The following is an 11022-nucleotide window of genomic DNA, read 5'->3' on the forward strand; positions in this document are numbered from 1 at the left end:
AATGCTTATTTTAAATCACCCTTATATTGAATCTTTAAAGATTGCTCGTGTGCGCTCCAAAGAGGAAATTGCAAACACATTGCCCTCTGATTTCTTAGTCTTAACTTGTGATTCTTTGATACAAACTTTAGCCCTCGCCCGTTATTGTAGCAGTAACACAATTACCTATGCGAGCCTTGTTACAAGCATTAAAGAATCTCTACTTTTAGTCAATTTAAATGTGCAATTTTTACTTTGTACTGACATTAACCTAGCCAAATCTTTGCAGAAACTTGCAGAAACTTATCTCTTTGACGCAAAAATCTTGCTCTGCATTCAAAAAGAAGAAGAAATTGAAAAAATTGCAGAATATGGCATTGATGGGGTTCTCTTTGCAAGTTTTTGAGACTTTGGAATCCTTTGCGCCTTTTAATGCACTTTGCAAGGAAGATTTAATTAGCTTAAATCAAATCACAACCTTTAAAACTTTTGCTCCTAAAGAAATATTGCTTTATGAGCAGACGGAAATTCCCCATTTATATTTTTTATGTCAAGGCTTATTAAAACTTTATAAAGTCAATCGTTTTGAAAATGAAGTTTTTTTAGGACTTTTAGACAATGGTTTATTAGTGGATTTCAATTTAGAGAACCGATGGATTTCTTTTGCCAATATTGAATGTGTGCAAGATTCCATTGTTGCTTGCTTTGATGGAGTTAAATTAACTCAAATTTTAGAATCCAATCCACGTCTTTTGGCATTATTTTTCAAAGAAACTCAAAAGAAAATTGCACTCTTTGAGGAAGTAATCCAAAAAAATCTAATCTTTGATAGCACTGCAAAAATTGCTTATACTCTCTATTTTCATCTAGATAATTTCAATACACACAAAAAGCAAGAAAACGCTTGCTTTTTAAATATCCAGCCAGAAACCCTTTCTAGGACACTTAAAAAACTTCATCGTGATAATATTTTAACCACTAATAAGCAAGGAAAAATAGAAATACTAGATCCACAAAAACTTCATAATATTTTTAAACAGGATTAAAAATGACTAAAATTGTAACACGCCTAATTATACTTGGGATTCTCACAACCTTTTGTATTTCTACAATGATTTTATCTGTAATTTTCATCAATCGACTTGGAATCCAAGATGGCTATATTATCAATATTGCTGGCAAAGAACGAATGTTAACACAAAAAATCACCAAAGAAATTTTTATTATCAACTCTCAAAATAGTCAAGACTACACCGCATTGAATTTAGCTTTAGAAGAATTTGAAACGAACCTATACACCCTACGTTTTGGTAATACACAAAAAAACATTGACCCTCCCTCAAAAAAAACAATCACAACAAAACTAGAAGCCATTTACGCACAATGGGTAACTTTTAAGGCATTAGTAGAAGACTTTAAGGACACCTCTAGCAAACTACATAAGGATAGAAAATTTTTAGAAGAAAACAACACAAAAATGCTTATACTCTCTGATAATATCGTCAAAGCAATGGTGGAATCCAAAATGCCTGCTAAGCTAATTGATGATTCTGGACGCCAACGTATGCTCACGCAGAAAATGGCATATCTTATGATGCGTTATTCTCACATTTGGGACGACAAATCTTATCACGCCTTTAAAGAAAGTTGTAATCTCTACAATAATATTATTACCGATTTTTATCAAAATGCAACCTATAAACACATTCCAAAACTTGCAAACTCTATTCAAGAAGCCTATGAATTTTGGCAAATTTATTCAGAGCATATTCATAATGTATTAAAGCTACAAGAACGCGTTGTGGAAGATTTAAAGCAGATTACATCACAAAATACAGCAATTTTAAACGAAATTGACTGGACGGTGAATCTTTATTCAGACCTTTCAATCCACCTGCGCACCTATTTAGAAAAATTCCAGTATGTTGCGGGTTTCATTATGATATTACTTGCGCTCTACTCTGTTTATAATCTTTTGGATATTAGAGCGCATTTAGGTCATTTCTTGCATAAAACACGACTTCTTGCTAGCGGTAAGCTTAAAAATAATCCTGCCGAAGTCATTCAGCTAGAAGGAGAAAGTGAGTTATCTGAAGCTTCACAAAATCTCTCGCATTTTTTACAACGTATAGAATCCACCAAAGAAACCTCCAAACAAGTTATTCATTTAAGCGAACTCATCAATGAAGAAATAACAAATATTAGTGAGGCGATTTTGCATAAGCTTACCTACGCAAAAATCAGCAAAGAAAGACGCAAAAGCATAGAGGATAGCATTAACTTAAGTGAAGATATTGCAATTCAATCTGGCGAACAACTCATCATTACTGCAAGATTGATAGATAAACTCCACAGAATCCTAAAAGAAATTGAAAATTGTTGTGATTAAAGATTGGGTAAATGGGCTTACAATTTTAAGATTCTAAATTATGATTTGGAGAGGTTATTTTTCAACTTAAATCCAAAATGCTTGGGTTGATAAAGATTGATTAAGTAAGCAGCAAAAACTGCCATACTTCCTCCAATGAACGTCAAAACACTTGGAATCTCACCTAAAATTACAAAGCTACTCAAAAGTGCTGTTACAGGAATTAATAAATTAAAGGAACTTGCTTGTGCTGCACCTACACGGGCAACACCCATATAATAAATACTTGTCCCAACTGCCGTAGATAGCACCGCAACAATAAACATCATCCACCAAAATCTTGCATCAAAATAAAAAACTTCAAACATTGCGGGTTGAAAGAAGAAAATAGGAGAAAAGAACAATAGACTAAAAAAGGTAATATAAAGATTAATTGCCACGGGGTGGATTCCGATATTACGACAAATAAGCGTTAAAATAGCCCAATCTAACGCACAAAATACAAAAAGTGTATTAAATTTACCAAAAAGTTCTTGCCAACTTCCCAAATTTAGCAAACAAATTCCTGCAACAACACCCAAAAATAAACCTAAAATTTCATTTTTTTTCATTTTCTTACTAGAATTTTTCTTCAACTTATAAAGACTAAAAGTTAAAAGATATGCAAAGATTGGTATGAGTGTTGTTACAAGCACTCCCCCTTTTCCTGCACTCCCATAGTTTAAACCGATAAAATACATAAAAGAATACAAACAATTACACAAAGCAGCTAAGATTAAAAATTTAAAAGTGTGTGTATCAAGACGCAAAGGAATCTTAAGTAAAATGACAATGGGAATAGAAGCAAGCAAGGCAAAGAAAAAACGCCAAAAGGTTATAACTTCTGCTCCAATGTAACTGACCATTACTTTACTACTAGGCCACGAAGCACCCCAAAACACCATTGCTATAACTAACAATAGATAAAACAACAGGTTCTTATTCATTGCTACTCTTTTTGAAATCTTTTTAAAATCTTAGCAAAAATTTCATCACAAGGTGAAAGGTAGTATTTATTTATATTTTATTTAAGATTCTTTTCTAATTTTTCAAGACGCACTTCATATTCTTTTTGCATTTTAACTAAATTAGCTGTTGCTGTGATTTGATTGAACAACACCCAAAGACTAAGTGAAGCAAAGATAACTATAATCACACAAGCAATCAAAGAAATTTTAATTGCTTTAGTTGCCATAGTTTGAGTAAGTTTTAGTGCATTTTGTATTTCACTTTCTTGCATAGAACTCCTTTAAATGATTTGATATTTTTGCTTAAAAAAATAATGAAATATAACCAAAATAAATGAAAAAATAGCTAGAATCATTACAATGCTAGCTCCTGCTTGCAAATCATAGAAATAAGCCATTACAATTCCGCACAACATACAGACAAATGAAATCAAACTTGCCCCAAACATCATCTTAGCAAGCGAAGCAGTAAAAATCTCGCTACAATATGCTGGGATACTTAAAAGTGCGACAATAAGAATAATCCCAACCGAACGCATAGAAATAACAATCCCCAAAGCAATTAAAATCATTAAAAACACACTAAACAATCTTGTATTAATTCCTTGAAGTTGTGTAAATTCGCTATCATAAGAAATTCCTAAAATAATGCGATAATTTAACCCCACAAAAACTATCAAAAAGAGACCAAAAAATAGCATAAAATAAAGGTCATTCTCTGTGATACTTAAAATACTACCAAACAAATATCCCATAAAATCCTTATTATAACCTGGCGTCAATTCAACTAAAATCACACCCAATGCCATACCAAATGCCCATAATGAACCAATAAGAGAATCTAAACGTTCTTTTGCAAACAACAACATATAAGCAAGAAGAATTGCACAAAATATACTAAATCCCATAGCTCCAACCAAAATCGGCAAACCAAAAAACGCTGCGATTCCAACTCCCCCATAAACGCTATGTGCGATTCCACCTGCAACAAACACCATACGATTTGTTACGACAAGTGTGCCGATAATTCCACAAATAATGCTTGTGCAAAACGCTCCACAAAGTGCATTTTGCACAAAAGTATATTCTAAAATATCAATCAACAAGCCACTCCAAACTTTCTTCGTTAAGTTCAGTCTTAATCCTATCCATTTTGATTGTAGCATTTAAATAATCTGTAATTTCAAGCATATCAATGAGTGCATTACGCATACAGCTTGTAGCACCCGGACTTGGCGTCATATTAAAGGTAATACCTTCTCCACTTTTAATCTTTTTTTCTCCTAAAACAAGTTTTTTTTCTTTTTTATCCAACACTTGCGGACGGATTCCACCAAAACCACTCGCATAAGTTAAGTCTTCCAAGGTAAGAGAAGGAATGATTTTTTGTGCTTCTTTGATAAAGAATTTTTTGCCAATACTTGGCACTTCATATAAGAAATTTCGTAAAATATAATTGCGAATCTCACTATCTGAAAACAAATCCCACATAATCTTAGTTGTAGCCATTTCTCCAAAGCCAGAAGTTTTTAAAAAATCCAAATAAGTGCCACTTTTAAAACGTTCTAACTTAGGAAGAGAAAGTGCAGTTGGTCCTAAGCGGTTTTTACCTTCTGCTACGACATCTGGGTCTCCGTGAATTGCTGCAAAAGGCAGTTTTGGGTGTTGCACGGTATAAACTTTTCCTCTTAGTTTATCACCAGGAATAAAGAAAAAGCTCCCTGCTACAGGAAGGCAACCAAGTTCTAAACCAAATCCCATATTTTGTGCCAAAAGCAAAGAATGCGCACCTGCATTAACCAACACAAAAGAAGCAGTGATTGGCTCTTTACCATTTGCGCGAATGGTGTATCTCCCATCTCCTTGTTTAATAATATCTTTTACTTGATAATTAAAGAGGACTTGATGCTCATCAAAAACACTTTGCTCAACCATATGATGAGCCACAGAACAAAAGTCCATTGCACAAAAACTTTTGCGTGTTCCAGAAGCGACAACATTCTCTACGCGATCACTCCCATCTTTCATTTTGATGATATTAGGCTCAATCTCTTTAATCTCTTCTTTGGTGAAAAATTCCAATTCTGGATAAATTTCTTTAAATTCTTGATGGCGTTTTTCTATGAATTCCACTTCTTTATCCCCTACACCAATCGCCATTTTTTGATATTCAAAAATACTTTTATTCTGCAACTGATGAAACAAAGCATACGAGACTAACAATTTCGCTGACCTTGAAACCTTTTTTGCTTTTTCAAAGGTATAATTTGTTTCAATATCACCTGCGTGAATTGTTTGAGAGTTATTGTTGCCACTAGAACTAAGTGTAGCGGGTGCTTCGTATTTTTCCAACAAAACTACTCTCTTTAAATCTGTATAATGCGTTAGTGCATAAAATAATGCACTTCCAGAAATCCCAGCCCCAATAATCGCCACATCATAAGAATTATTCATTTTTATCTCCTAACTATATAGAGTGCCACAAACCCATAAGTTCTACTTCGCAAAAATGCTCTTCCCCTGTATCACAAGGAATATTAAGATTGCTTGGTAAATTATGTGCTGTAACTTCTTTATTAACATATAAAACTTTTTTTGCACAATCTAGCAAAACCGATACATCATGACTAATCATTATTATAGTCTTTTCTTGGTTGATTTGCCCTAACAAATCGTAAATCTCTTTTTGGTTTTTTTGATCAATGCTTGCTGTTGGTTCATCTAAAATCAAAAGATTCGGATTTCCACACAATGCACGCGCAATTAGTACTCTTTGACGCTGCCCACCAGAGAGTTCGCCAATTTTCTTATATGCGTAAGATTCCATATGAAACTGCTTTAATCTCTCCATTGCAATTTCTTTAGCATTTGCAAATAAAAACCCACCAAAAAGTTTAGGTTTTAAAAATCCCATCATCACAACTTCAAGTGTTGTAATAGGAAAATGACGATTCAAAAAAGTATTTTGTGGCACATAACCAATGCGCAAATTTTTGTCTTTTATAATTTCACCACTTGTTGGTTTCAACAATCCAACCAAAAGACGCGCCAATGTGCTTTTGCCACCACCATTTGGTCCAATGATTGCCCAAAAATCACCCTCACAAATCGTCCAATTCACATTATACAAAATTCGCTCTTTGGTAAAATAAAATTTAACGTTTTTACATTCAATAATTTTTTTATCTTTTTGGGTTTGCATCACTTAATTCACTTTTTAAAAACAAATTTCGCATACCATAAATGCGATGAATTAGTAATTTCTCTTGATTAATACCTTGTATATTTTTACCAATTTCAAGAGGAGTAATAGCAATTTTACCAATAATTTTTCTACCTTCTTGTGTTTCATTTTGTAGCGTTCTTAATCCCCAAATATCGTGCAAAATGTAAATTTGTCCATTGAATTGCCCAAGATAAAGCATAATATGCCCTTTCATACCAAGTAATGTGCCAAATGGAATCGCATTTTGCTGGATAGATTCAAGCTTTTGCTCCGTGTTTAATAGACTTAAATCAAAATACAAAGTAGAATCTTTTTCTCCTTTAACACTATCCTGACGCATTTGAGCCTGTGAATTTCTAGGAAGATAGAATCCAAAATTGCCTAAAACATCGTGCAAAAACATAGAACAATCCCTATTGCCAAACATTCCACCCCAACCATATTTCTCACCCACGATTCCTTGAGTCAAATGAGCAACCTTTTGACTAGAAAAACTCATTGGAAATTTTGCAAAAGAATCTTGGTCTAATATCACTTGAAGTGAATAGGCATATCCACGCGAATTGCGTAAAAAAATTTGACTTTCGTATTTGTCTTTTGTGCTTCCAAGCAAAGGTAGAAGCATTCCGATACGCGCAGATTCCAAATATTCTTGATGGTAATTTTTAATAGGCGTTAAATCCTTAGTAACAACTAAAAAATCTTGCATTTGCTTTAATTCTTCCACTTGATTATCATTCAAGATTCCAACATCTAGGGTTAGAATCCATCCACTGACAAACCCACTCTCTACAAATGCCCATTTACCTGAACGCGAATAATGCGTAATTAACACGGGTGTTCCCAAGTAAATAGACGAATTTTGCCAATAATCAAAAGGGAATCCTTCTCCTGCTTGACTTGGGTCATAGAATCTTGGTTTATTAGTAGGTAAAACACGTAAATTAGAATTTCGTGTGATAATTGCGGGTTTTTTTACACTTGGATAAGCGTCTAAGTTTGCTTCAAACTCCAACAACTTAATTTCCTCTTTGCCATAAGGCAATAAATTTTCCCCAAAGCCTAAATTCTTATAGGCTGCTTCTAAGCCCCATTTCAATTCCTCTGCACTATGTTGCGGTTGTTTATCAAAAGGAGAGAAAAAATGCGTTAAATACTCCTTTTTTAAGGCAAGTTTTTTTACAGAATTTAAACTTGGAGATTTTTCAACAAAAGGCTGTAAATCTTGTATAGGTAAGGTTATTATAATATCTTTTGGACTTTCTAGTTTTGACACGCAACCGCTAAAAATTAACCCAAAATATAGTATAGCAAATATTAAATTTCCATTTTTTATCTTCATAGATTTTTCCATTTTTTATTTTTCAATCTACCATATATAATTTTGATAAGAATCCTCATCAAAACCTACTATAATGCCATTGGAATATTCAATAATTGGTCGTTTAATCAACATTGGCTCTTTAATGAGCCATTCTTTTATCTCTTTCTCTGTCAAGTTTAAATCTTTTAATCCTAATTTCCTATAAGTTGTACCTTTTTTATTTAATAATACCTCCAAACTGGCAGACTCTAGCCAATATTCTAAATTCTTATGCGTTGGTGGTGTGATTTTAAAATCACACCATTTATATTCAATCCCTTTGGAATCCAAAAATTTTAACGCCTTCCTAACACTTCCACAATTTTTAATTCCATAAACTTTTACCATAATGTCCCTTTAAAATATTTTTAATGCAAAAATATAGAAAATAATTCCTGCAAATATACTTGATACAGAGTTTTTAGAAACTACAAAACATATAATTGCACAAGCAATCCCTCCAATTTCATAAAACCCATAAGTCTCACTCCAATTTGTATCTTTCAAGCTAAAAAATACTAAAAGCGTCATAATGAGTAAAGGCATAGTTTCTTGTAAATAGTTTAATAATGGAGATTTAGTCGCTCCTTTAAAGACAAAAAAAGGTAAAAATCTTGTTAAGGCAGTTCCAATAGATGCAGCAAGAATTGCCCAAATAACATAAAGATTACTTAAATCTTCACTTACTTGTATGTCCATTATTTTCCTTTAGACAGTTCAGGCTTTGGAAAATTTTGTGCCTCCTTATTGCTAACTCCAATCCATTTTTTAAAAATCAATAAAAGAGTAATTCCACAAATTAAGCTTATGATTAAAAATTGCTCACTCGGAAATAGCAAAAGACCCAATATACCAAGTATTAAAGCAATATAAAAAGGTTTTTTATTCTTGGAATTTTTCAATAAAGCTAAAGTCAAGACACTAAAAAGTGCCGTAAGGGCAAACTCTACTCCTTGTGGTTGAAACCCTAATTGCTCACCCAAAAGGATTCCTATTGCACAACCCAAAACCCAATAAATATGGTCAAAAAGAGTAATATAGAGATAATTTCTTTCCATTTCTTTTGGAGTAAAATTTAAAGTTTCCTTATTAGTTTTCAACACAGCAAATGTTTCATCTGTCAGTCCAAAGAGAATATAATACTTACCAATACCAAAACTCTTAATTTCATCTATAATAGCTAGAGAATAAAACATATGACGAATGTTTAGCAAAAAAGAAGCAATTGCGATTTGAAAAAATCCTGCGTGAATGGCAAGCAAAGAAACAAGTAAAAACTGACCTGCCCCTGTAAAAATTAAGATTGCACTTAAAATACCAAAATACCAAGCCAAATGCAACTTAGAAAACAAAATCCCAAAGGCAATACCAAGTGGTAAATAACCCATAAATACCGGTAATGTCTGCACAAAACTTTTAAAAAACATATCCACCCAATGATAAAATCTAAATGTATATTATAACATTTATAATGCTACGAATTTTATAAGAATTTCAAAAGTTTATGCTGTATTTTAAATTAACCTGCAATATCTAATCTCGGAATATAAGAATTACTTGTGGCGCTAGCTATATAACTTTTCATTGCATACGCAATCAATTCGTTTTCAAAAAATGGCTTTTCCTCTTGCTCGCTGGAGATATTTTGAGATTCTTTAGGAGTAGAATTTTGATTAGTAGAATCATCTGTTCTTTGAGAATTGGAATTCAACTCTTTAGAATTTTCTGTCTCATTAGAGTCTTTCGCTCTCTCTTCAATCTCTTCTGCTCGCTCTTTTGCCTGTTCATTTCTAGCTTGTACTTCCATTTGCGCAGCATTTGCAGCAACTTTATAATCTTGTGGGCTTGGGTCAGAGGGAGCCATTGCTGCTGAAATAATTTGACGCGCATTTTGAATAGTTTCTTCTGGTGTTCTACCTTCTTTCATTGAAATTGGCACTTCACCCGATGTAGCATACATTTTACCATCTGGTCCTCGCGTATAACCAAAACTGGCACCCCCACTAACTACACCTGCTCCTGCTCCAACGTGTGCTGCCTCGTGCGCACGCACATTTGCATCAATTGCAGCTAACTCACGCACATATTGTTGCTCACTCTCATCTAACTTTTCTCCAGTGGGAGATTCTGGTGCAATCACATCTGTTACCTGTGATGCCTCCTCATCACCTACGGGTTGTGTATTTTGTGATTCTATTGTATCACGAGAAGTTGTTTGAGAATCTTGTATTTTAAAATGATTGGAGTAATTTTGCAAACCAAAATAAGAATTTGTCATAATCTGCATTTATTTATTTCTCCTTGTCAAATTTCAGCTATTATAACTCAAATTGAAATAATAATTGATAAATTTTAATGATTCCAAAATCAAAATTACTTGCAAAACTTCAAAACTCCCGTATCAGTTATTAAACTTTAAAAGAATCTAATTGGCTATTTAATGCACTTGCTTTTTGAGAAATCTCTTTAGAAATTCCATCAATTAAATGCACTGCTTTGCTATTTTCATCAGTTAGCCTCTGCACTTCGCTGACTTGCTTTAAAATATCATTAACTGCCGCAAAAAGCTCGTTTGTTTTCTGCAAAGATTGAGAGGAAGCCTCCACAGCATCTTCTAATGATTGGACACTTGTATCCAAATCTTCCGTGCTTTCTATAGAAGTATCTGCAATATGCACTGTATTTAAAACATTTGCACCCATCGCATTGTTTGCATCAGAAACAGATTGAATAATTGTATTAACTACTGCATTAATTTCACTTAAGCTTTTTTGTGTGCGTTCTGCTAGTTTGCGCACCTCATCAGCCACGACAGCGAACCCTCTTCCTGCCCCTCCTGCACGTGCCGCTTCTATATTCGCATTCAGTGCGAGCAGACTGGTATGGTCAGCAATATCCGCAATGATAGCTAAAACATCTTTGATTTTATCAGTCTCTTGTGCGGTTTGTGCGAGACGTTCTGCAATATCACGTTCAACATTTACATTGCCTTGCACTTCATTGATAACTTTTAGTAAAATCTCTTTTGTTTTAGATAGATGACCAGCAGATTCTTGAATGTCGTGAGTGCTTTTTTGCA

The 11022-nt window shown here is 33.5% G+C and carries 14 protein-coding genes; 3 read left to right on the forward strand and 11 right to left on the reverse strand.

What is annotated here, in order from left to right; all coding sequences use genetic code 11:
• Window position 1 precedes the first annotated feature (1 nt).
• Genes Q0Y61_RS05790 through Q0Y61_RS05800 form a run of 3 tightly spaced genes read left to right on the forward strand, consistent with a single transcriptional unit; the run spans window position 2 to window position 2368 of the window.
• Window positions 2-385, forward strand: coding sequence for a hypothetical protein (locus tag Q0Y61_RS05790; RefSeq protein ID WP_297812775.1), 384 nt, complete (start codon window positions 2-4; stop codon window positions 383-385).
• Entirely contained in the window at window positions 333-1025 is a 693-nt protein-coding gene (locus Q0Y61_RS05795; protein WP_297812778.1) for a Crp/Fnr family transcriptional regulator, read from the forward strand. Before Q0Y61_RS05790 ends, Q0Y61_RS05795 begins: the two co-directional genes overlap by 53 nt.
• Before the next feature lie 2 nt (window positions 1026-1027).
• Window positions 1028-2368 carry a type IV pili methyl-accepting chemotaxis transducer N-terminal domain-containing protein gene (locus tag Q0Y61_RS05800; protein ID WP_297812782.1) on the forward strand — a complete coding sequence of 447 codons (1341 nt, stop codon included), beginning with the start codon at window positions 1028-1030 and terminating at the stop codon, window positions 2366-2368.
• Between the two features lie 38 nt (window positions 2369-2406).
• On the opposite strand, the gene Q0Y61_RS05805 is transcribed toward Q0Y61_RS05800, so the two are convergent.
• From Q0Y61_RS05805 to Q0Y61_RS05855, 11 genes are all read right to left on the reverse strand, one after another.
• On the reverse strand, window positions 2407-3333 hold the full coding sequence (locus Q0Y61_RS05805; protein WP_297812785.1) for a DMT family transporter: 927 nt from the start codon (window positions 3331-3333) through the stop codon (window positions 2407-2409).
• Between the two features lie 77 nt (window positions 3334-3410).
• On the reverse strand, window positions 3411-3626 hold the full coding sequence (locus Q0Y61_RS05810; RefSeq protein WP_297812788.1) for a DUF5408 family protein: 216 nt from the start codon (window positions 3624-3626) through the stop codon (window positions 3411-3413).
• A gap of 9 nt (window positions 3627-3635) precedes the next feature.
• Complete coding sequence (locus Q0Y61_RS05815; RefSeq protein WP_297812791.1) at window positions 3636-4457, reverse strand: metal ABC transporter permease; 822 nt, start codon at window positions 4455-4457, stop codon at window positions 3636-3638.
• Window positions 4450-5808, reverse strand: coding sequence for an FAD-dependent oxidoreductase (locus Q0Y61_RS05820; protein WP_297812794.1), 1359 nt, complete (start codon window positions 5806-5808; stop codon window positions 4450-4452). The genes Q0Y61_RS05815 and Q0Y61_RS05820 overlap by 8 nt, the downstream gene beginning before the upstream one ends.
• 13 nt (window positions 5809-5821) lie before the next feature.
• A complete protein-coding gene (locus Q0Y61_RS05825) occupies window positions 5822-6556 on the reverse strand; it encodes a metal ABC transporter ATP-binding protein (RefSeq protein ID WP_297812797.1) in 735 nt (244 codons plus the stop codon).
• A complete protein-coding gene (locus Q0Y61_RS05830; RefSeq protein WP_297812800.1) occupies window positions 6537-7922 on the reverse strand; it encodes an SH3 domain-containing C40 family peptidase in 1386 nt (461 codons plus the stop codon). Before Q0Y61_RS05830 ends, Q0Y61_RS05825 begins: the two co-directional genes overlap by 20 nt.
• A gap of 27 nt (window positions 7923-7949) precedes the next feature.
• Window positions 7950-8291, reverse strand: coding sequence for an arsenate reductase family protein (locus tag Q0Y61_RS05835; RefSeq protein WP_297812804.1), 342 nt, complete (start codon window positions 8289-8291; stop codon window positions 7950-7952).
• 9 nt (window positions 8292-8300) lie between these two features.
• Window positions 8301-8642 (reverse strand): AzlD domain-containing protein, encoded by a 342-nt coding sequence (locus tag Q0Y61_RS05840; protein ID WP_297812808.1) that lies wholly within the window; start codon window positions 8640-8642, stop codon window positions 8301-8303.
• The gene (locus Q0Y61_RS05845) at window positions 8642-9370 is read right to left on the reverse strand and encodes an AzlC family ABC transporter permease (RefSeq protein WP_297812811.1); all 729 of its coding nucleotides are present in this window, start codon (window positions 9368-9370) and stop codon (window positions 8642-8644) included. The genes Q0Y61_RS05840 and Q0Y61_RS05845 overlap by 1 nt, the downstream gene beginning before the upstream one ends.
• A gap of 92 nt (window positions 9371-9462) precedes the next feature.
• Window positions 9463-10230 carry a putative metalloprotease CJM1_0395 family protein gene (locus Q0Y61_RS05850; protein WP_297812814.1) on the reverse strand — a complete coding sequence of 256 codons (768 nt, stop codon included), beginning with the start codon at window positions 10228-10230 and terminating at the stop codon, window positions 9463-9465.
• Window positions 10231-10351: 121 nt separating this feature from the next.
• Window positions 10352-11022: methyl-accepting chemotaxis protein (locus tag Q0Y61_RS05855; protein WP_297812818.1), on the reverse strand; the 671-nt coding region annotated here is incomplete at its 5' end.

The sequence above is a fragment of the uncultured Helicobacter sp. genome (genome assembly GCF_947367035.1).
Taxonomy (GTDB): Bacteria; Campylobacterota; Campylobacteria; order Campylobacterales; family Helicobacteraceae; genus Helicobacter_D.

Bases quoted from the DNA above. Each gene is read 5' to 3' on its own strand.
- Q0Y61_RS05805 (WP_297812785.1), bottom strand. From the start codon at position 3,333: ATGAATAAGAACCTGTTGTTTTATCTATTGTTAGTTATAGCAATGGTG.
- Q0Y61_RS05850 (WP_297812814.1), bottom strand. From the start codon at position 10,230: ATGCAGATTATGACAAATTCTTATTTTGGTTTGCAAAATTACTCCAAT.
- Q0Y61_RS05830 (WP_297812800.1), bottom strand. From the start codon at position 7,922: ATGAAGATAAAAAATGGAAATTTAATATTTGCTATACTATATTTTGGG.
- Q0Y61_RS05825 (WP_297812797.1), bottom strand. From the start codon at position 6,556: ATGCAAACCCAAAAAGATAAAAAAATTATTGAATGTAAAAACGTTAAA.
- Q0Y61_RS05845 (WP_297812811.1), bottom strand. From the start codon at position 9,370: ATGTTTTTTAAAAGTTTTGTGCAGACATTACCGGTATTTATGGGTTAT.
- Q0Y61_RS05820 (WP_297812794.1), bottom strand. From the start codon at position 5,808: ATGAATAATTCTTATGATGTGGCGATTATTGGGGCTGGGATTTCTGGA.
- Q0Y61_RS05800 (WP_297812782.1), top strand. From the start codon at position 1,028: ATGACTAAAATTGTAACACGCCTAATTATACTTGGGATTCTCACAACC.
- Q0Y61_RS05835 (WP_297812804.1), bottom strand. From the start codon at position 8,291: ATGGTAAAAGTTTATGGAATTAAAAATTGTGGAAGTGTTAGGAAGGCG.
- Q0Y61_RS05840 (WP_297812808.1), bottom strand. From the start codon at position 8,642: ATGGACATACAAGTAAGTGAAGATTTAAGTAATCTTTATGTTATTTGG.
- Q0Y61_RS05790 (WP_297812775.1), top strand. From the start codon at position 2: ATGCTTATTTTAAATCACCCTTATATTGAATCTTTAAAGATTGCTCGT.
- Q0Y61_RS05810 (WP_297812788.1), bottom strand. From the start codon at position 3,626: ATGCAAGAAAGTGAAATACAAAATGCACTAAAACTTACTCAAACTATG.